This is a genomic window from Pseudomonas sp. 5P_5.1_Bac1 (assembly GCF_025466015.1).
GTDB lineage: Bacteria > Pseudomonadota > Gammaproteobacteria > Pseudomonadales > Pseudomonadaceae > Aquipseudomonas.
Map to the genome: position 1 here is coordinate 1 of NZ_JANLNX010000027.1, position 20,608 is coordinate 20,608.

19 protein-coding genes are annotated in these 20,608 nt (G+C 63.1%); 10 read left to right on the forward strand and 9 right to left on the reverse strand.

Annotated features, from left to right (window positions below):
* Window positions 1–74 precede the first annotated feature (74 nt).
* Genes NTD82_RS04890 through mrcB form a run of 3 tightly spaced genes read right to left on the reverse strand, consistent with a single transcriptional unit; the run spans window position 75 to window position 3,494 of the window.
* A complete protein-coding gene (locus NTD82_RS04890; protein ID WP_095159770.1) occupies window positions 75–407 on the reverse strand; it encodes a YqcC family protein in 333 nt (110 codons plus the stop codon).
* Window positions 404–1,147 (reverse strand): tetratricopeptide repeat protein, encoded by a 744-nt coding sequence (locus NTD82_RS04895; protein WP_095159769.1) that lies wholly within the window; start codon window positions 1,145–1,147, stop codon window positions 404–406. The genes NTD82_RS04890 and NTD82_RS04895 overlap by 4 nt, the downstream gene beginning before the upstream one ends.
* Before the next feature lie 25 nt (window positions 1,148–1,172).
* Window positions 1,173–3,494: a penicillin-binding protein 1B gene (gene mrcB / locus NTD82_RS04900; protein ID WP_262127960.1), complete on the reverse strand. Its 2,322-nt coding sequence runs from the start codon at window positions 3,492–3,494 to the stop codon at window positions 1,173–1,175.
* Between the two features lie 117 nt (window positions 3,495–3,611).
* On the opposite strand from mrcB, the gene NTD82_RS04905 reads away from it, so the two are divergent.
* The 3 genes from NTD82_RS04905 (at window position 3,612) to NTD82_RS04915 (ending at window position 6,050) form a co-directional block, all read left to right on the forward strand.
* On the forward strand, window positions 3,612–5,174 hold the full coding sequence (locus NTD82_RS04905; RefSeq protein WP_095159767.1) for an AAA family ATPase: 1,563 nt from the start codon (window positions 3,612–3,614) through the stop codon (window positions 5,172–5,174).
* A gap of 102 nt (window positions 5,175–5,276) precedes the next feature.
* Window positions 5,277–5,621, forward strand: a complete 345-nt coding sequence (locus NTD82_RS04910) for a pentapeptide repeat-containing protein (RefSeq protein WP_095159766.1) — start codon at window positions 5,277–5,279, stop codon at window positions 5,619–5,621.
* Between the two features lie 156 nt (window positions 5,622–5,777).
* Window positions 5,778–6,050, forward strand: a complete 273-nt coding sequence (locus NTD82_RS04915) for a TfoX/Sxy family protein (RefSeq protein ID WP_095159765.1) — start codon at window positions 5,778–5,780, stop codon at window positions 6,048–6,050.
* A gap of 177 nt (window positions 6,051–6,227) precedes the next feature.
* Here NTD82_RS04915 and NTD82_RS04920 read toward each other — a convergent pair whose 3' ends face one another.
* The 4 genes from NTD82_RS04920 to NTD82_RS04935 are packed head-to-tail and all read right to left on the reverse strand — an operon-like array spanning window position 6,228 to window position 9,816.
* Window positions 6,228–7,124, reverse strand: coding sequence for a ChaN family lipoprotein (locus NTD82_RS04920; RefSeq protein WP_410017029.1), 897 nt, complete (start codon window positions 7,122–7,124; stop codon window positions 6,228–6,230).
* A 9-nt stretch (window positions 7,125–7,133) separates the two neighbouring features.
* Window positions 7,134–7,901, reverse strand: coding sequence for a heme ABC transporter ATP-binding protein (locus NTD82_RS04925; protein WP_262127961.1), 768 nt, complete (start codon window positions 7,899–7,901; stop codon window positions 7,134–7,136).
* Window positions 7,901–8,884, reverse strand: a complete 984-nt coding sequence (locus NTD82_RS04930; RefSeq protein ID WP_262128022.1) for a FecCD family ABC transporter permease — start codon at window positions 8,882–8,884, stop codon at window positions 7,901–7,903. The genes NTD82_RS04925 and NTD82_RS04930 overlap by 1 nt, the downstream gene beginning before the upstream one ends.
* A gap of 50 nt (window positions 8,885–8,934) precedes the next feature.
* Window positions 8,935–9,816 (reverse strand): hemin ABC transporter substrate-binding protein, encoded by an 882-nt coding sequence (locus NTD82_RS04935; protein WP_262127962.1) that lies wholly within the window; start codon window positions 9,814–9,816, stop codon window positions 8,935–8,937.
* Window positions 9,817–9,984: 168 nt separating this feature from the next.
* Here NTD82_RS04935 and NTD82_RS04940 point away from each other — a divergent pair, with 168 nt between their 5' ends.
* Entirely contained in the window at window positions 9,985–10,302 is a 318-nt protein-coding gene (locus NTD82_RS04940; protein ID WP_095159760.1) for a Rieske (2Fe-2S) protein, read from the forward strand.
* On the opposite strand, the gene sfsA is transcribed toward NTD82_RS04940, so the two are convergent.
* Both sfsA and NTD82_RS04950 read right to left on the reverse strand, forming a co-directional pair.
* On the reverse strand, window positions 10,292–11,005 hold the full coding sequence (gene sfsA / locus NTD82_RS04945; protein ID WP_262127963.1) for a DNA/RNA nuclease SfsA: 714 nt from the start codon (window positions 11,003–11,005) through the stop codon (window positions 10,292–10,294). The two genes, NTD82_RS04940 and sfsA, sit on opposite strands and share 11 nt — an antisense overlap.
* On the reverse strand, window positions 11,005–12,177 hold the full coding sequence (locus tag NTD82_RS04950) for a pyridoxal phosphate-dependent aminotransferase (protein WP_175652001.1): 1,173 nt from the start codon (window positions 12,175–12,177) through the stop codon (window positions 11,005–11,007). The genes sfsA and NTD82_RS04950 overlap by 1 nt, the downstream gene beginning before the upstream one ends.
* Before the next feature lie 213 nt (window positions 12,178–12,390).
* On the opposite strand from NTD82_RS04950, the gene dksA reads away from it, so the two are divergent.
* The 6 genes from dksA to NTD82_RS04980 all read left to right on the forward strand — a co-directional run bounded on the left by dksA (window position 12,391) and on the right by NTD82_RS04980 (window position 20,606).
* Complete coding sequence (gene dksA / locus NTD82_RS04955) at window positions 12,391–12,834, forward strand: RNA polymerase-binding protein DksA (protein WP_095159757.1); 444 nt, start codon at window positions 12,391–12,393, stop codon at window positions 12,832–12,834.
* Between the two features lie 66 nt (window positions 12,835–12,900).
* Window positions 12,901–13,788, forward strand: a complete 888-nt coding sequence (gene gluQRS, locus NTD82_RS04960; protein WP_262127964.1) for a tRNA glutamyl-Q(34) synthetase GluQRS — start codon at window positions 12,901–12,903, stop codon at window positions 13,786–13,788.
* A gap of 151 nt (window positions 13,789–13,939) precedes the next feature.
* Window positions 13,940–14,116, forward strand: a complete 177-nt coding sequence (locus NTD82_RS04965) for a hypothetical protein (RefSeq protein WP_010796831.1) — start codon at window positions 13,940–13,942, stop codon at window positions 14,114–14,116.
* Window positions 14,100–17,054: a sensor histidine kinase gene (locus NTD82_RS04970; protein ID WP_175651998.1), complete on the forward strand. Its 2,955-nt coding sequence runs from the start codon at window positions 14,100–14,102 to the stop codon at window positions 17,052–17,054. The genes NTD82_RS04965 and NTD82_RS04970 overlap by 17 nt, the downstream gene beginning before the upstream one ends.
* Before the next feature lie 22 nt (window positions 17,055–17,076).
* Window positions 17,077–18,513 carry a sigma-54-dependent transcriptional regulator gene (locus tag NTD82_RS04975; protein WP_262127965.1) on the forward strand — a complete coding sequence of 479 codons (1,437 nt, stop codon included), beginning with the start codon at window positions 17,077–17,079 and terminating at the stop codon, window positions 18,511–18,513.
* Window positions 18,514–19,217: 704 nt separating this feature from the next.
* Window positions 19,218–20,606, forward strand: a complete 1,389-nt coding sequence (locus NTD82_RS04980) for a polynucleotide adenylyltransferase PcnB (protein ID WP_177454500.1) — start codon at window positions 19,218–19,220, stop codon at window positions 20,604–20,606.
* The last annotated feature ends 2 nt before the right edge of the window (window positions 20,607–20,608 follow it).

Below are 20,608 nucleotides of genomic sequence, written 5' to 3' on the forward strand. Positions count from 1 at the left end.
TGGCTGTCGCAATCGCTCTGCCACAACGACGGGGGGCCCCAAAACGCGCCCCCGGCGGATAAACAACAGTGAAATCAGTTGGATGGGCTGATCAATTGGTCGAACTCGGCCAACAGCCTGCGCAACTGGCGACTTTCTTCCGGACGGTTGACATAAACCGTCTCCGCCATCACCAGAATGCCCGAGGCATTGGGCAGCGCGAGCCCCTTCTCGAGGATCTCCTTCATACGCGGAAGGAAGATCCATTGCAGCCATTGCTCGAAGCTCAAGCTGTCGACCGCGAAAGGAACATTACTGGCCAGCGCATCGGCGCTGGGTATCTCGTCACTCCACCAGCCCTGCACATGCAGCTCACGCTCGATCAGCAGCAGATGATCGGCGATATCCAGGATCCGTGGGTCCATCACAGGTTGACCTGGGCTTTCTGCCGCGCCAGTGCCGCGCCGGCGGCGTCGCCTTGCTTCTCGCGGGACTGGGCGATGATGTTCCACAGACCGGATTGCAGATCAGGACGACCGTTCGCGTAGGTCAACGCACGACGCGCCAACTGCTCGGCCTGTGGCGCGTCACCCTGGGCGAGACGGACCTGGGCCAGGCGATAGAGCACTTGCGGCTCGCGCGGGGCAATGCGCTGAGCACGTTCCAGGCTGGAAGATGCGCCGTTGTAGTCGCCGCCGCTCTGCTGTTGCTGGGCGGTAGTCAGTAGCGCCAGCACTGGGCCATCAAGCTGTTCGTCGGCCGACAGGCCACTGCCGGTGGCAGCACGCGGGATTCCGCTCGGTGCGGATGGCATGGTGTAACTGCCTGCGTTGGTCGACTGCGGCGTGAAGGGCTCCGATGTCACCGGACCCGGCGTGATCGGACCGGTGCTGATCCCCGCAGGCGCCGTGGAGGCCGGGAAGGTCTGGATCGGCGAAGCGCCGCTGCCTTGCGGGACCATCACGGTCACGCCACTGTCTTGCTGGATCGCTTGATTCTGGCGCGAGCCCGTATTGACCTGCGACGTCACGGCCCGATTGGCCGTAACCCGCTCGCTGTTGGATACCCGGGTGCCCGAATCCACCACCGGAATCGAACCACGCTGCACGCTGGCGCAGCCGTTGAGCAAAGCCAGCGCCGTCAAGGCAGGAAACAACCACTTGTTCACATCACGTCCTCTTGGCTGATGCTGCTTAATTCATCCAGCCCTTCACCCAGTCCATGACCGAGTCGGCTGGTGTCTGTTCGCCGCCGCAGGCCGCGCCTGGCGCCGGTTCGCTTCCGCGAATATACGGCATCTGCACCGCGCCCGGGCAGCTCGCATCCGAGCCCTGGCCGCTGTGCGGATCCAGCCATGCCTGAACGACGTTATCCGGCATCGGCATGTCCAGCGGCAGCGGGTCGGCCTTGCGCATGAAACTGGTCCAGACCTGCAGGGCACCGGTGGCGCCGGTAAAGGGCGTCTTGCCGTTGTCGTCGCGGCCCAGCCAGACCACTGCCAGAAGGTCCTGGCTGAAGCCGGCGAACCAGCTGTCGCGCGAATCGTTACTGGTACCCGTCTTGCCCGCCAGGTTCAGCGAGCTCGGCAGCACGCTGTAGACCGAGCGGCCAGTACCTTCGCGCATGACCCGCTGCATGGCGTTCTGCACCAGGTAGATGGAACCCGGATCGAAGCGTTGCTGGATCTGGAACGGATAGCGTTTGAGCGGCTCACCTTCGGCGGTCAGCACACTGCGAATACCGCGCATCGGGGTGTTGAAGCCACCGTTGGCGAGCGTCTGGTACATGGTCGCCACTTGCATCGGCGACATGCCGCCAGCGCCCAGCAGCATGGACGGGAACGCAGGCCAGTCGACTTCGACACCCAGGCGACCGATTGTTTTGAGCACATTCGGCACACCCAGTTCCAGGCCCAGCTTGGCCGTCGACAGGTTGTAGGAGTTGGCGAGGCCCTGGTACAGATAAATCGTGCCGTGAGCGCGCCGATCATAGTTCTGCGGCTTCCAGACCTGTCCGTCGGCGCCTTTCACCGAGAACGGCTCGTCCTGCACCCAACTGGTCAGCGTGTATTGGCTGGGTTTCTCCAGCGCCGTCAAGTAAACCGCCGGCTTGACCAGCGAGCCAATCGGCCGCACGGCGTCGATTGCCCGGTTGAAGCCGGCAAAGCCCGCCTGACGGCTGCCGATCAGCGCCTGCACCTCACCGGTTTCCGGGTTGGTGACGACCATGGCTGCTTCGACCTCATCCGAGCCCTTGCGACCGGCCAGACGCTTGAAGGTGTCGGCCATTGAGGCTTCTGCCTTCATCTGCAGGATCGGGTCGAAGCTGGTGAAGATGCGCAGACCTTCTTCGGTCAAGTCTTCATCGCGGTAGTCCTGGCGCAGTTGGCGCTTGACCAGATCGAGGAAGCCGGGGAAGGAGCTATCCGCGAGGCTGCCGCGCTTGGTCACGCCCAGCGGCATCTTCTTCGCTGCCTCGACCGCTTCCGGCGTGGCCACGCCCTGCTCCGCAAGCAGGTCGAGCACCAGGTTACGCCGTTGCAGGGCGCGCTCCGGGTAACGCCGCGGGTTGTAGGCGGACGGCCCCTTGACCATGCCCACCAGCAAGGCCACCTGATGCAGCTTCAGTTCCGAGAGCGGCTGGCTGAAGAAGAACTGGCTGGCGAGACCGAAGCCATGCACCGCCCGCTGCCCATCCTGACCGACGAACACTTCGTTCAGGTAAGCCTCGAGGATTTCCTGCTTGCTGTAATGCAGCTCCAGCAACATCGCCATCATCGCTTCGGTGAGCTTGCGGGAGAGGCTGCGTTCGTTGGTCAGGAAGAAGTTCTTCACCAACTGTTGGGTCAGGGTACTGCCGCCCTGGCGCATGGCGCCGGACGAGGTGTTGACCCAGACGGCACGGGCAATGGACTTGGGCGACACGCCGAGGTGGTGATAGAAGTCCCGGTCTTCCACCGCTACCAGGGTATCGAGTAGGTACGGCGGCACCTGATCGAGCTTGATCAGAATGCGGTCTTCGAGGTTCTTCGGATAAAGCCCGCCAATCAGCAGAGGCTCCAGACGGACCACCGCCAGCTTGGAATCATTGGCCGCGCTGAGGCCCGCCACGTAATCACCCGAGAAGCGCACCCGCACCTGCCGCGCAGACTCCATGCCTTCATAGAACTGGAAACCGCGGGTATTCAGGTCGACAGTATTGCCGTTGACGGCCGCCGCGCCGGGGCCGTTGGCCGCACTTTCGCGCCGATAACCGAGGGCATCGAGTTCAACAAGGAAGTCGTCCTTGCTCAGCTTCTGGCCGACGAACAGCTCCAATGGCCGCGCGTAGACCTTGGCGGGAATGGTCCAGCGCTTGCCAGAGAATTTTTCCTGGACGACCGCATCGAGATAGACGGCGAAACCGGCCAGCACGACAAGGCCGACGAGACCGAGCTTGATGGCCCAGCCCAGCAAGGCGCGAACGCGGCCAGACGGTTGTTTTTTAGGGGTACGGGAGGATCGGGTACGAGTCATGGGCGCGGATTATACGCACTTTATCGTTCATCGACAGGCGCCCCCCGGCGGTTTCCAGACGGCATGCTTGTCGCCATAATGGCCGATTAGAATCCCATTTGCCCAGAAGGATCGCCCGTGAGCCAAGCCTTGATCACAGCCTTGCAGAACCCCGCCCTGTTTCCCCATCCCGTGCAGGATTTCCGGGTTATCGAAACGCATATTTCCTGGGTTCTGCTCACCGGCGACTACGCCTACAAGATCAAGAAGCCGATGAACTTCGGTTTCCTCGACTTCACCGAGCTGTCGGGCCGCGCGCACTTCTGCGCTGAAGAACTGCGCCTGAACCAGCGCCTGACCGATGGCCTCTATCTGGAAGTGCTGCCAATCACCGGCACTGCCGAGGCCCCGCAACTCGGCGGCGAAGGTACGGCGATCGAATACGCGCTGAAAATGCGCCAGTTCCCGCAGGAACAGATGCTCAGCACCCTGCAAGCCAACGGCGAGCTGACCACCGCACACATCGACCAGATGGCGAAGCAGATCGCCGAGTTCCACCTGCAGGCACCGCGGGTTTCCGCCGAGCATCCGCTGGGTACGCCAGAAAGCGTGATGGCGCCCGTCGAGCAGAACTTCGAGCAGATCCGCCCCTTCCTCAGCGACAAGGCCGACCTGCAACAACTCGACGCCCTGCAAGCCTGGGCCCGTAGCAGCTTCGACCGTCTGCACACACTGCTGGAAGCACGCAAGGCTCAAGGTTTCATCCGCGAGTGCCACGGTGACATCCACCTGGGCAACGCCACGGTAATCGACGGTAACGTGGTGATTTTCGACTGCATCGAGTTCAACGAGCCCTTCCGCCTGACCGACGTCTATGCCGACGCCGCCTTCCTGGCCATGGACCTTGAAGACCGCGGGCTGAAATCCCTGTCGCGGCGCTTCATCAGCCAGTACCTGGAACTGACCGGCGACTACGAAGGCCTGGAACTGCTGAACTTCTACAAAGCCTACCGCGCTCTGGTTCGGGCCAAGATCGCGCTGTTCAGCATGCCGGCCGACGCCGATGGCGTGCAGCGCGCCACCACCCTGCGCCAGTACCGCAACTACGCCAACCTGGCGGAAAGCTACAGCGCCATTCCTTCGCGTCTGCTGGCCATCACCCATGGCGTTTCCGCCGTAGGCAAGAGCCACGTGGCAATGCGCCTGGTGGAAGCACTGGGAGCGATCCGCCTGCGCTCGGACGTGGAGCGCAAGCGCGTGTTCGGCGAACAAACCAGCGAGGCCGCCGGCGAGTTGCAAGCCGGCATCTACAGCAGCGATGCCAGCCAGGCCACTTACGAGCGCCTGCATCAATTGGCCGCGCTGATCCTGCGGGCCGGCTTCCCGGTCGTCATCGACGCTACTTACCTCAAGCAGGCACAGCGCCAAGCAGCGGCCGAAGTGGCCAGCGCGACCGGCGTGCCGTTCCTGATCCTCGACTGCAACGCCCCGGATGCGGTGATCGCCAGTTGGCTGGCCCAGCGCCAGGCCGACCAGAACGATCCCTCCGACGCGACACTGGAAGTGGTCACCGCGCAGCAAGCCAGCCGCGAAGCGCTGAGCGCCGAAGAGCTGCTGCAAAGCAAACGCGTGGAAACCAACGAAAGCGACAGCCTGGACAATCTGGTCAAGCAGATCCGCCAGCGCCTGCCGGGCCTGTAAAACGGTAGAGGCGTGAAGCAGTCCACACTTCACGCCTCTATTCCGCTGCCTGCAAAGGGTGACACTATAATGCCATTATCAGGCCACCCAGGAGGCGTTCTCATGAATCAGCCACGGCAACTCGACAGCACGCTGTATGCATTGATTCACAACGAGAACATCGCAGCGTTCAACCGGGAGAAACCAAAGGACGTCAGCATCGACTTTCGCGATGGCGACTTTCGCGGCCTCGACCTGCGTAACCTCGACACTGTGGGCATCGACTTCTCGGGTGCCTACTTCCGCGCCGCCGACCTGCGCGGCCTCGACCTGCGGGACACGCCCATGGAAGGGGCCAGCCTCGCCCACGCGCAAATCTCCGGGACCTGGTTCCCTGCCGAACTGAGCGCCGACGAGATCCTCATGTCGGTGAATTTCGGCACCCGCCTGCGCTACCGCACACGCTGATCAGACCCCGGCGGACCCGCCCGACAGGCCCGCCGGCCCTCGCCTTCCCAGCGGTACATGGCAAATCGCCGCGTATTTTCCAAGTGCCGCTACACTCCTCAGTGTTTACCCGCGACTTCCTCCACAAGAACCGTTCAGCCGGCGCAAGGAGGCTTGATGAACGATGAACTTCAGCACCTGAAGAATCTTGGCAAGACCTCAGCACAGTGGTTGCACGCGGTAGGCATCCACAGCGCCTCGGACCTTCGCCGCCTGGGCGCGGTGGATGCTTACCGGGCGGTGCGCACCCGAGGTTTCCGGGCATCGAAGGTGCTGCTGTACGCCATTGAAGGCGCTTTGCTGGACGTGCACTGGAACGATATCCCCGCCGAACGCAAGGAAGCGCTGAACCAGCAACTGGATGCGACGGCACTTCGGAAAAAAAATTAAGGTTTATCGTACAAATCGTTTGACTTCGAAATGAGAATCACTATGATTACCACAACTGGTCGCGAGACTGGTTGGATAAGCTGAAAGCCCCTGGTTCGGACTCTCAGATTATCTCCTCATCAGGCTAATCACGGTTATTGACCCGGCATCTTGCCGGGTCTTTTTTTGCCCGCGATTTCATTGCCGCAGATCGGCGCAATAGTCCTTCTCAGGCAAGGCGGCGGTGAACCAGACGAAATCCGCCATCGCCGGCCCGACCTCCTCGCCCACCTGAGCCAGCATCAACACGACGGTATCCTCTTGCGCCGCCCCCAAGTCGGCCAGGTGCAACGGCACACCGACATCCTTGCGCACGTGATAGCCGCCAGCCAACAGCAAGGCCGGTGCGGGCGCCGCCAGCAGACGCTGAGCCATGCGCCGGTCGCGTTGTTGCTGCACCGCCAGCATCGCCGGCAACTGACTTTCCGGGAGCATGCCGCAATGGCCCTCGCGCACTTCGTCCAGCAACGCTTCGCGCACCGCCGGCGCGGTAGAGCGAGGCCCGGACAATTGCGGCGGGTTGCGGTAGATGTCTTTCATCTCGCTGCGGTCCAGGTTGGCCGCGAGCACCGGATAGCCTTGGCTGAAGGCTTCTTCCAGCAGTGGACCGTAGAATTTCCAGTCCCAGCCCTCACGCCACGCCAGCGCCTTGGCCAGATCAGCCGGCAGCGGCTTTTGCTGACGAGCCGCGTCGACATTGGCCTGCTGCGCCGGCTCGAGCATTTCCAGCAACAGGCTGCCCTGTGCGCGCTGTTGCACCAGGGCCTGCAACAGCCAGCGCTGCAAGGCGTGGTGATCGGGATTGTCATGCTGCTCGCCCACTAGCACCCGTGGCGCGGCCGCCAGCCGGCTCACCAATTGCTCCGGGGTCAGCAGGCGACCGCTGGCGGTCTCGCGAATCTGCCCGAGATCGGCATGCTCGCGCCCTTCCGGGCTCTGCCATTGCGGCAACGCCGGCAGCGGTGCCATGGCGTGACAACCCGCCAGGCCCCAGGCCAGCAGAATGAGGATGCCGAACGACCGGGACCAGGGCATAGGTAACTCCTAACGGGCAATGATGAGCGGATGGCCTCGCTCGGGATGCGTATGGACCAATACCTCCAGACCGAACACCGCCTTCAGGGCCTCGGGTTGCAAGACCTTTTGCGGCGTATCGAAGACGTAAGGCCGGCCCTGTTCGAGCAGCAGGATACGATCACAATAGCGTGCGGCCAGGTTCAGGTCGTGGAGGATCACCAGTACCGCGGCGCCGCGATCGGCAAATCCGCGGACCGCCTGCAGCGTGGTGTGCTGGTGCAACGGGTCGAGGGCCGAGGTCGGCTCGTCGAGCAGCAAGGTCCGCCCCTCCTCGCCCGGCCAGAGCTGCGCCAGCACCCGTGCCAGATGCACGCGCTGGCGTTCGCCACCAGACAGCGCGAGGTAGCTGCGGTCGGCCAGATGCAGGGCATCCGCCGCCTCCAGCGCCGCGCGGACGATTTCATGGTCGCGGTCCTTGCCGGTCCGATGCGGCAGACGCCCCATGCCCACCACTTCCTCGACACGGAAGGCAAAGCCGAGGCTCGACACCTGGGGCAAGACCGCCAGCAATTGGGCGCGCTCATGGCCAGGCCAGTCGGCAAGCGCGCGGTCGTGGAGCAGGACGCGGCCACGCTGGACCGCCAACTCGCCGCAAAGTGCACCAAGCAAAGTGCTCTTGCCCGCGCCGTTGGGGCCGAGCACACCCAACACTTCACCTGGCTGGACCTTGAGGGTAACGCCATCGAGCACCGTCTTGCGCCCGCGGACGACTTGAAGATCTTCGACCTGAAGCATCAGGCACGCCCCCGCAGCAACAGATAAAGGAAAAACGGCGCGCCGATGAACGCGGTGACGATACCGATCGGCAACTCCGCTGGCGCCAGCGCCAGCCGGGCGATCAGATCAGCGAACAATAGCAGCGAAGCCCCCGCCAGCAATGAGGCGGGCAGCAAGACCCGGTGGTCCGGGCCGGACAACAGCCGCACCAGATGCGGCACCACCAGCCCGACAAAACCGATCAACCCCGCCGCCGCTACCGCCGCACCCACGCCCAGTGCCGTACAGAACACCAGTTCGCGTTTGAGCGATTCGACTTCGATGCCCAGATGACGAGCCTCCGATTCGCCCAGCAGCAACGCATTCAAGGCCTCGGCACGACGCGGCAACCACAGCGCCACCGCCGTCGCCACCAGCACCAGTGGCCACAGGCGCTGATAACTCGCGCCATTGAGGCTGCCCAGGTTCCAGAACGTCAGGGTCCGCAGGGTCGCGTCATCCGCCAGGTAAGTGAACAGCCCCACCGCCGAGCTGGCCAGGGCCGTCAAGGCGATACCGGCAAGCAACATGGTGGCGACGCTGGTCTGCCCGTCGCGTCGCCCCAGGCGATAGACCAACGCGGTCACGCCCAGGCCGCCGAGAAACGCGCACAGCGACAGCAGATAGGGCGCGATAGCATCCGGCACGCCACCCACCCAGGCGCTGCCAACAATCGCCACTGCGGCACCGAGCGCCGCGCCGCTGGAAACGCCCACCAACCCCGGGTCCGCCAGCGGATTGCGAAACAGCCCTTGCATGGCCACACCGGCCAGCGCCAGCACAGCACCCACCGCCAGCCCGAGCAGCGTCCGCGGCAGACGTATCTGCCCGAGAATCAGCTCGGCCTGCTCCAGCCCATCGCCATTCACCGGCAGGCCGAGCAGACGCAAGCCTGCGCGCAAGGTGTCCATCAGCGGCAGACTCACCGGCCCGAGCGCCAGCGACAGCCAGACCGCCAGCAGACACAACAGGCTGAGGATGATGAACAGCGTGCGCGGCTGGATCAGACGGGTCATGGCGCCAGTTGAGCCTTGGCCGTCGGGTAGAACGCCTGGGCCAGCGCTTGCAGGCTGGCGGGCAGACGCGGACCGAGGCCGCCGACCAGCAGCGTCGGGTCAAGATCAATCAGACGCTTTTCTTTCGCCGCACGGGATGCGGCCAGCGCGGGGTTCTCTTTCAGCAGTGCCTGCAGCGCAGCATCGCCGGTGAGGGCACGATCAGCGAACACCACCACTTGCGGGTTCAAGGCGGCCAGCGCCTCTCCGGAGAAGTTCTTGTAACCCTGGTGAGTCGCCAGGTTGCGGCCGCCGGCCTGCTCCACCAGCCAGGCGCCAGCGGTGTCGGTGCCGGCAATCATCGGCTTGCCGCCAGCATGGCCCACCAGCAGGATTACCCCGGGTGCCTGCTCCGTACCCTGCACCGCCTTGATCCGGGTACGCAGGGTTTCGAGTTGCTGGCGATAGTCAGCGAAACGCTGTTCGGCCTGTTCCGGCTTGCCAAGCAATTCGCCCAAGTGCTTGAGGTTGCCCTGCACGGCCTCCAGATCGGCGCGACTGGAGAACAGTTCGACCCGCACCCCGGCACCGCGGATCTGCGCCAGGACCGGCGGCGGCCCCATTTCCTCGGTGCCCACCAGCACATCGGGGCGAAGGCTCAACACGCCTTCGGCCGAAAGCTGGCGTTGATAGCCAATGCTGGGCAGCGCCTTCAGCGATTCAGGGTGCTGACTTGTGGTATCGACGCCCACCAGCCGCGATTCCGCGCCCAGTTCGACGATCCATTCGCTCAAGGCCCCGCCAGCGCTGACCCAACGCTGCGGCAGTGGATCGGCGGCGTGCGCCGGGTTGAACACGAGCCCGATACAAAGGGCGATCAGGCTGGCATATCGGCGCATAACGGAGCTTCCTTTTCGATCAGGACGAACCGCCACCCCTCGGATAGCGGTGTGAGAGAAGCGCCGGGCAGGGTATAAAGGCGCCCGACGCCATCAGAGCCGGCAATTTGATAATTATTTGCATTTGAGCGTCAAGCTGCCTTGCATCCTTAACGGAGCCCATCGCTCATGCACTTCCTTTGTACCTCCGCCGAACTGGGCGAAGGCCAGAGCCGCGGTTTCACCTGCGAAAATACCGAACTGCTGGGCGTACGCCGGCAAGGGCAGGTCTATCTGTATCGAAACCGCTGCCCTCATCGCGGGATTGCGCTCAACTGGCAGCCAGACCAGTTTCTCGACAGCAGCGCCAGCCTGATCACCTGCGCCCGGCATGGCGCACTGTTCCTTATCGAGAACGGCGAGTGCGTGGCCGGGCCGTGCGAGGGTGATGCCCTGGAAGCCCTCGACTGTCATGAAGACAGCCAGGGCATCTGGCTCACGGATTGAGCAGCACCGGCAGGGCGCGGTCGATACGCACCTGCTCACTGTCCAGCGTCACCCCGTACGCCAGCACTTCGACGCCATCGAGCACGGCGGCGCGCAGCGCGATGGCGTATCCCGGGTCAATCTCTTCAGCCGGGCGTACCGCCTCGATACCGTTGAGGTTCACACAATAAAGCTGCACCGCGCGGACCCCTTGCCGGGCCAGCGCCGCCAGCTCGCGCAGGTGCTTGGCGCCGCGTTGGGTCACGGCATCGGGAAAGGCCGCGATGGCCGAACCGTCGAAACCGAGGGTCACGCTCTTGACCTCCACATAGGCCAGGCCGCTGTCGAAGGTCAGTTGAAAGTCGATGCGGCTGTTCTCCTCGCCATACGGCACCTCGCGGCGCAGCGCGGTGAAACCCGCCAGCTCACTGATCACGCCGGCGCGCAGCGCTTCTTCGACAATGGCATTGGCCCGTCCGGTATTCACGCAGGCCAGCCGGCCTTGCGGGGTCTCGCTGATTTCCCAGGTACCGGGCAGCTTGCGCTTGGGGTCGTTGGAGCGACTGAACCAGACCTTGCCGCCTTCCTTCATGCAGTTGAGCATCGAGCCGGTGTTCGGGCAGTGGATGGTCATCTGCTCGCCGCTCGGTAGTTCGATATCCGCGAGAAAGCGTTTGTAACGGCGCAGCAGCCGGGCTTCTTCGAGCAATGGAGTGAAATGCATCAGCCTTGCCAGCTCTTCAGCCCACGGGCAATCCGCTCCACCGCTTCTTGCAGACGCGGCAGGCTCTGGGTGTAGGCGAATCGCACATGATGGCTGGCCTGGTGCCGGCCGAAATCCACGCCCGGGGTGAAGGCGACATGCTCGGTTTCCAGGAAGTGCCGGCAGAACGCGAACGCATCACCCCCGAATGCGCTGATGTCGGCGTACAGGTAGAACGCACCTTGTGGCTCCACCGTGATCCCGAAGCCGAGCCCGCGCAGGGCTGGCAGGAGGAAGTCGCGGCGGCGGGCGAATTCGGCGCGGCGCTCTTCGAGGATCGCCAGGGTGCCGGGTTCGAAACAGGCCAGGGCCGCATGCTGAGCCATGCTCGGCGCACTGATATAGAGGTTCTGCGCCAGTTTCTCCAGTTCAGGCACGGCCGCAGGCGGTGCGACCATCCAGCCCAGGCGCCAGCCGGTCATTCCGAAATATTTGGAGAAACTATTAAGGACAAAGGCTTGGTCATCGACTTCCAGCACGCTGGGAGCGTCCATGCCGTAGGTCAGGCCGTGATAGATCTCGTCCACCACCAGATGGCCATTGTGCGCCCGGGTCGCCCGCGACAGGCCCGCCAATTGCTCGCGATCGAGCACGGTGCCAGTCGGGTTGGCCGGCGACGCCACCAGGGCGCCGACCGTATCGTTATCCCAATAGCGCTCGACCAGATCAGCGGTCAGTTGATAGTTGACGTCCGGCCCCACCGGCACCAGTTGTGCACCGCCTTCCACCAGACGCAGGAAATGGCGGTTACACGGATAACCCGGGTCGGCCAGCAGCCAGTGCTTGCCGGGGTCCACCAGCAGGCTGCTGGTCAGCAGCAGCGCACCGGAACCGCCTGGAGTAATGAGAATCCGCTGCGGATCGATGTTCACACCATAGCGCTGGTCATAGAAGCCGGCAATCGCTTCACGCAGCGCCGGCAGCCCGCGGGCGGCGGTGTAACGGGTGTGACCGGCGCCCAGCGCGGCCTGGCCGGCTTCGACGATGGGCGCTGCGGTGGAGAAGTCCGGCTCGCCGATTTCCAGGTGAATCACATCATGACCGGCGGCCTGCAACTCGTTGGCCCGGGCCAACAGTGCCATCACATGGAAGGGTTCGATGGCGCGACTGCGCGCACTGTAGGGCTGAGCCATGGGACTTCTCTCAATTGGGACTAAACTGGTGATTCTACCCATGCGCAACGATGAACGTATGGCTAAACCTCGCTGTCCTACCCGAGCTAACGGGGAGTAGCGCACCCCCGTCCTATCTGGTAAGTTCGGCGGCTCGCAGTCGCAGGGCCGGCGGGCGCCGGAGATGGAATAAGCCTGCGCATTGGATTCAGATGAGTGAGAGGCGGTCTATTCATGTCCACCGTAGAAAAGCAAAAAGCAGGCTCCATGTATGGTCTCGACCCGTATGTCGCAACCAAAGGTGAGGAGTACATGGGCGAGCCCATGAAAAAACACTTCACCAAGCTGCTCGGTGCCTGGAAACAGGACCTGATGACCAGCGTGGACCGCACCGTGGACCATATGAAGGATGAAGCGGCCAACTTCCCCGATCCGGCAGACCGTGCCAGCCAGGAAGAAGAGTTCGCTCTGGAGCTTCGTAACCGTGACCGCGAGCGAAAACTGATCAAGAAGATCGACAAGACTCTCCAGAAGATCGTCGATGATGAATACGGCTGGTGTGACAGCTGTGGCGTGGAGATCGGCCTGAAGCGCCTGGAAGCCCGTCCGACCGCTGACCAGTGCTTCGACTGCAAGGAACTGGCGGAGAAGAAGGAAAAGACGATCGGCAAAGGCTGATCCTGACCGCATACAGAACGGGGCGCATATTGCGCCCCGTTTCATTTACAGATCCCGGCATCCACCATGAAACAGTCCCACTACATCGGACGCTTCGCTCCGACACCCAGTGGCTTCCTGCACTTCGGCTCGCTGGTCGCAGCCCTCGCCTCCTGGCTCGACGCCCGTGCCGTGGGTGGCCGCTGGCTGCTGCGCATGGAAGACATCGACCCACCTCGCGAAGCCCCCGGCGCCCAGGCCGCGATTCTCAAGACACTGGAAAGCTACGGCCTGGAATGGGACGGCGAAGTCGTCTACCAGCGTGACCGCCACGATGCTTACGCCGAAGTGATCGAACGCCTGTTCCGCCAAGGCCTGGCCTACGCCTGCACCTGCTCGCGCAAGCAACTGGAAGGCTACAGCGGCATCTATCCTGGCCTGTGCCGCAACCTCTGCCACGCGCGGGACGATGCCGCGATTCGGATTCGTGTACCGGAATTGACCTACCGCTTCACCGACCGTGTCCAGGGTGATTTCGAGCAACATCTGGGACGTGACGTCGGCGATTTCGTCATTCAGCGGCGCGACGGCCTGTATGCCTACCAGTTGGCGGTGGTGCTGGACGATGCGTGGCAGGGTGTGACCGATGTCGTTCGCGGCGCCGACCTGCTGGACAACACACCGCGTCAGCTGTACCTGCAGGAGTTGCTTGGTCTTGCGCAGCCGCGCTACCTGCACGTGCCGCTGATCACCCAACCCGACGGGCACAAGCTGGGCAAGTCCTACCGTTCCGCGCCGCTGCCGGCTGAACAGGCCACGCCCCTGATCCTGCGGGCATTGCGTGCACTGGGCCAGAGCACCGATCCGGCGATGGCCGCGTCCACCCCGGCCGAGGTGCTGCGCCATGCCGCCGCGCACTGGGATGCCGATGCAATCCCGCGCCGCCTCACCCTGCCCGAGGCACAACTGCGCTGAACCCGGTCTTCCGGCAGAAAGACCAATAAATTCAATTCCTTGGGCCGCTGCATGAAGTCCGTTTGCAGGCAGCGGCCCTTCCGTTACCATCGCCACAGTTTTGCGCCAATAATAAGTCCAGTTCGCAGCGGCAAAATCCAATGAGGCCAGCATGTACATCTATCGTTTGGTCCTGCTTCTGGTCGTGGGGATCTACCTGTTCTCCCCGGCCATCATGGACTGGTGGATCGACCCGACCGGTGCCTGGTATCGCCCTTACCTGCTCTGGCTGATCCTGATCGTCGTGACCTTTATCCTGCAGAGCCAACGTGATGCCGATGAGCTTTAGCCTGACCCAGATGATCCTGATCAGCGCCGCCTACCTGCTGGTGCTGTTCGGCGTGGCCTGGGTCAGCGAACGCGGCATGATCCCCCGCGCGATCATCCGCCATCCCCTGACCTACACCCTGTCGCTGGGCGTCTATGCCAGCGCCTGGGCGTTCTATGGCACGGTCGGCCTGGCCTACCAATATGGCTACGGCTTCCTCGCCTGTTACCTGGGGGTGTCCGGCGCATTTCTGCTGGCGCCGGTGCTGCTCTACCCGATCCTCAAGATCACCCGCACCTACCAGCTTTCCTCCCTGGCCGACCTGATCGCCTTCCGCTTCCGCAGCACCTGGGCCGGCGCCCTGACCACGGTGTTCATGCTGATCGGTGTGCTGCCGTTGTTGGCGCTGCAAATCCAGGCGGTGGCCGACTCCATCAGCATCCTCACCGGCGAGCCGGTCAAAAGCCGGGTGGCCCTGGCCTTCTGCGCAATGATCACGTTGTTCACCATCTTCTTCGGCTCGCGGCATATCGCTACCCGCGAGAAACACGAAGGCCTGGTGTTCGCCATCGCCTTCGAATCGGTGGTCAAGTTGCTGGCCATTGGCGGGATCGGCCTGTACGCGCTGTACGGCGTGTTCGGTGGCCCGCATCAACTGGAAGTCTGGCTGCTGCAGAACCAGACCGCCCTCGCCGCCCTGCACACGCCACTGCAGGAAGGGCCGTGGCGCACGCTGCTGCTGGTGTTCTTCGCCTCGGCCATCGTGATGCCGCACATGTACCACATGGCCTTCACCGAAAACCTCAATCCGCGCTCGCTGGTCAGCGCCAGTTGGGGCCTGCCGCTGTTCCTGTTGCTGATGAGCCTGGCGGTGCCGCTGATCCTCTGGGCCGGCCTTAAGCTCGGCGCCAGCACCCACCCGGAATTCTTCACCCTCGGCCTGGGCATCGCGGCCAACAACAAGGCCCTCGCCCTCTTGGCTTACATCGGCGGGCTTTCGGCCGCCAGCGGGTTGATCATCGTGACCACCCTGGCACTGTCGGGCATGGCCCTGAACCATCTGGTGCTGCCGCTTTATCAACCGCCGGCGGAGGGCAACATCTACCGCTGGCTGAAGTGGACCCGCCGCGCGCTGATCGTCGCCATCATCGCCGCCGGTTTCGGCTTCTACCTGCTGTTGGGTGCGCAACAGGAACTGGCCAACCTCGGCATCGTCGCCTTCGTCGCGACCTTGCAGTTCCTTCCCGGCGTGCTCTCGGTGCTGTACTGGCCGACGGCCAACCGCCGCGGCTTCATCGCCGGCCTGCTGGCGGGGATCACCGTGTGGATGGTGACCATGCTGCTGCCGCTGGTCGGCAACCTGCAGGGCTTCTATATCCCGCTGCTGAACATGATCTACGTGCTGGACGACACCAGTTGGCACATGGCGGCCATCGCCTCCCTCGCGGCCAACGTGTTGCTGTTCACCCTGATATCGCTGTTCACCAATGCCAGCACCGAAGAGGTTTCCGCCGCAGAAGCCTGCGCCGTGGACAACGTCCGCCGTCCGCAGCGCCGCGAACTTCACGCCGCCTCGCCCCAGGAATTCGCCACGCAACTGGCCAAGCCGCTGGGGGCCAAGGCCGCGCAGAAGGAAGTCGAACAAGCGCTGCGCGACCTTTATCTGCCGTTCGACGAGCGCCGCCCCTATGCCCTTCGCCGCCTGCGCGACCGCATCGAGGCCAACCTTTCCGGGCTGATGGGCCCGAGCGTGGCCCAGGATATGGTCGAGACCTTCCTGCCCTACAAATCCGGCAGCGAGAACTACGTTACCGAGGACATCCACTTCATCGAGAGTCGACTGGAGGACTACCACTCGCGTCTCACCGGCCTGGCCGCCGAGCTGGATGCCCTGCGCCGCTACCATCGACAGACCCTGCAGGAGCTGCCGATGGGTGTCTGCTCCCTGGCCAAGGACCAGGAAATCCTCATGTGGAACAAGGCGATGGAAGAGCTGACCGGCATCCCCGCCAAGCGCGTGGTCGGCTCGCGCCTGAGCACCATTGTCGAACCCTGGCGCGGCCTGCTGCTGGGCTTCATCAACGTGCCCGACGAACACTTGCATAAACAGCGCCTGGGCCTCGATGGCCAGACCCGTTGGCTGAACCTGCACAAGGCCGCCATCGACGAGCCGCTCGCTCCGGGTAACAGCGGCCTGGTGGTGCTGGTGGAAGACCTCACCGAAACCCAGATGCTCGAAGACAAGCTGGTGCACTCCGAACGCCTGGCCAGCATTGGCCGACTGGCCGCCGGGGTCGCCCATGAGATCGGCAACCCGGTGACCGGCATCGCCTGCCTGGCGCAGAACCTTCGCGAAGAGCGCGAAGATGACAGCGAAATTACCGAGCTGAGCAGCCAGATTCTCGAACAGACCAAGCGCATTTCGCGCATCGTCCAGTCGCTCATGAGCTTCGCCCATGCCGGCAGCCACCAGCAAACCGACGAGCCGGTGTGCCTGGCTGAAGTGGCGCAGGACGCCATCGGCCTGCTGGCATTGAACCGGCGCAATTTCGAAGTGCAGTTCTTCAACCTGTGCGATCCCGATCACTGGGTCGAAGGCGATCCGCAACGTCTCGCGCAAGTACTTATCAACCTGCTGTCCAACGCCCGCGATGCCTGCCCCGCCGGCGCCGCGGTGCGGGTCAAAAGCGAGGCCAGCGAACATACCGTCGACCTCATCGTCGAGGACGAAGGCAGCGGCATTCCGAAAAACATCATGGACCGTCTGTTCGAACCGTTCTTCACCACCAAGGATCCGGGCGAGGGAACCGGGCTGGGGCTCGCTCTGGTCTATTCCATCGTGGAAGAGCATTATGGACAGATCACCATCGACAGCCCGGCCGATGTTCAAAGCCAGCGCGGCACCCGGATCCGAGTGACCCTGCCGCGTCATGTCGAAGCGACGTCCGCTGTGAACTGAGACCGTCGAGAGAATTGAATCAATGCCTCACATTCTGATCGTCGAAGACGAAACCATCATCCGTTCCGCCCTACGCCGTCTGTTGGAACGAAACCAGTACCAGGTCAGCGAGGCCGGGTCGGTGCAGGAAGCCCAAGAGCGCTTCAGCATTGCCACCTTCGACCTCATCGTCAGCGACCTGCGCCTTCCCGGCGCTCCCGGTACCGAACTGATCAAGCTTGGCCAAGGCACTCCCGTGCTGATCATGACCAGCTACGCCAGCCTGCGCTCGGCCGTCGACTCCATGAAGATGGGCGCCGTCGACTACATCGCCAAGCCGTTCGACCACGATGAAATGCTCCAGGCGGTCGCCCGCATCCTGCGCGATCGTCAGAACGCTCCGGCAGCACCGGCCGAACGCGCCAACGGCAAGGCGGCCGCAGGCGAGAAAGTCGCCGCCGGCAATGCCAATGGCGAGATTGGCATCATCGGTACCTGTCCGCCGATGCAGGACCTCTACAGCAAGATCCGCAAGGTCGCGCCCACCGATTCCAACGTCCTGATCCAGGGCGAATCCGGTACCGGCAAAGAGTTGGTCGCCCGCGCCCTGCACAACCTTTCGCGCCGCGCCAAGGCACCGATGATTTCGGTGAACTGTGCGGCGATTCCGGAAAGCCTGATCGAATCCGAACTGTTCGGCCACGAGAAAGGCGCCTTCACCGGTGCCAGCGCCGGACGTGCCGGTCTGGTCGAAGCTGCGGATGGCGGCACGCTGTTCCTCGACGAAATCGGCGAGCTGCCACTGGAAGCCCAGGCTCGCCTGCTGCGGGTACTGCAGGAAGGCGAAATTCGCCGGGTGGGTTCGGTGCAGTCGCAGAAGGTCGATGTCCGCCTGATCGCGGCGACCCACCGTGACTTGAAAAACCTGGCCAAGGTCGGGCAATTCCGGGAAGACCTCTATTACCGCCTGCACGTCATCGCGCTGAAACTGCCGGCGCTGCGTGAGCGCGGTGCGGACGTCAATGAAATCGCCAACGCCTTCCTCGCCCGCCAGGGCGCGCGCATTGGCCGTTCTGACCTGAAGTTCGCCCACGACGCGGAACAGGCCATCCGTCATTACTCGTGGCCGGGTAACGTGCGGGAGCTGGAAAACGCCGTCGAGCGCGCGGTGATTCTGAGCGAGAGCCCGGAAATTTCCGCTGACCTGCTGGGCATCGACATCGAGCTGAGCGACCTGGAAGACCACGTGCACTTCGACAACCTGCCGGCTATCGGCAGCGCAGCCAACGCCACCAGCCACGAGCCCACCGAAGATCTGTCGCTGGAGGACTACTTCCAGCACTTCGTCCTCGAGCACCAGGACCACATGACCGAGACCGAGCTGGCACGCAAGCTGGGTGTCAGCCGCAAATGCCTGTGGGAACGGCGCCAGCGCCTGGGCATTCCACGTCGCAAGAGCGGCGCTACCAGCGAGAGCTGAGGCACCGCCGCTGCTCCACAGGTAACAGTGACGGCGTGGCACAAACTGTTACCTCTTGGCGGCGACGTAACAAAAACCGGGGTTTACGGTAACGAAATCCCGGTTTTTTTTCGCCTCGAATTGGCCCCCGAAACTACCTAACCCTTTGTTTTACTGGGGTTTTCAAAAGTTGGCACGGCACCTGCTATATGTTCGGTACAAGAACAATAACAAGCACAGCAAAACACAATAAAAATAAGACGAATCGGCTCACGCACAATAAGAACAATACGGCGGAGGCGCAGCTAACTGATTCTTTTGGAGAGGAGTTGTGTTTGGGGCTTGCCCCACAACCGGGCAGAGAACAACAAAAACTGCACTCAAGCAGAGCCTGAACTGGTTGGATCGAGAGATCATCGCAACATCGGCGACCAAAGCAATCCGTTTGCTCTTGTACTCCCGATTAGGGAGACGATCCACAAGCCTTGTGGCGTTTTGTGGATAGGGCGTGAATAAAAACAAGAAGCCCGACAAAAAAACAATAAGAGCACGCAACTACTTCTTGGGGAGCTTCGGCTCCCCTTGTAGTTTCTCCCTTCTGCGAAGCTTCCTACACAGCCATTTTTCGGGCGCCTACACCCTTTTCTGACTAAATGCTAGAATCCACGCCCATCATGCGGCCATTCTACGTTTATGGCCGAAAATTCCTTCAAACAGTGCATCCCATGCTGAAGAAGCTGTTCCAGTCTTTCCGTCCCCCCGTGCATGTCCAGCACCATCGGCGCACCACGCCCGAGGTGATCAACAGCGCACAACATTCGCTGCAGCGCAGCCAGTTCAGCCGCCACGCGGTGAGCATCGTCGAGCGCCTGCAAAGCGCCGGCTACCAGGCCTATCTGGTCGGTGGTTGCGTACGCGACATGCTTTTGGGCATCAACCCCAAGGACTTCGACGTCGCTACCAGCGCCACCCCCGAGCAGGTCCGTGCGGAATTCCGCAACGCCCGGGTCATCGGTCGACGCTTCAAGCTGGTCCACGTCCATTTCGGGCGCGAGATCATCGAAGTCGCCACCTTCCGCGCCAACCATCCGGTGGATGAAGAAGAAAACAGTCACCAGTCTTCCCGCAACGAGAGCGGACGGATCCTGCGTGACAACGTCTACGGCACCTTGGAAGAAGATGCCCAGCGCCGTGACTTCACCATCAACGCCCTTTACTACGATCCGGTCAGCGAGCGCATTCTCGATTACGCCAATGGCGTACACGACATCCGCAATCGCCTGCTGCGCCTGATCGGCGATCCGACCCAGCGCTACCAGGAAGACCCGGTCCGCATGCTGCGTGCCGTGCGTTTCGCCGCCAAGCTGAACTTCGGTATCGAAAAGCACACCGTGCAGCCGATCCGCGAACTGGCACCGATGCTGCGGGAAATCCCGGCGGCGCGGCTGTTCGAGGAATCGCTGAAGCTGTTCCTGTCCGGACACGCCGCCGACACCTTCGAAATGCTGGTGGACCTGCAACTGTTCGATCCGCTGTTCCCGGCCAGTGCCCAGGCCCTGGAAGAGCACCCGAACTACACCCACACGCTGATCAGTCAGGCGCTGATCAACACCGACCTGCGGATCAAGCAGGGCAAGCCGGTCACCCCGGCGTTCCTGTTTGCCGCCCTGCTCTGGCCAGCCCTGCCGGGTCGCGCTCTGTACCTGCAAAGCCGCGGCATGCCGCCGATCCCGGCCATGCAGGAAGCCGCCCACGAGCTGATCGCCGAACAGTGCCAGCGCATCGCCATTCCGAAGCGCTTCACCCTGCCGATCCGCGAAATCTGGGACATGCAGGAACGCCTGCCACGCCGCAGCGGCAAGCGTGCCGACCTGTTGCTCGACAACCCGCGTTTCCGTGCCGGTTACGACTTCCTGCTGTTGCGTGAAAGCGCAGGCGAGGAAACCGAGGACCTCGGCCAGTGGTGGACCGACTATCAGGAATGCAACGAAAGCGAGCGCCGCGAGATGATCCGCGAGCTGGGCGGCCGTGAAGAGGGCAGCAGCGCCGGCCCACGCAAACGCAAGCGCAGCCCAAGCAAGCGCAAGCGCGTCGACAGTGGCACAGGCGAGTAAGC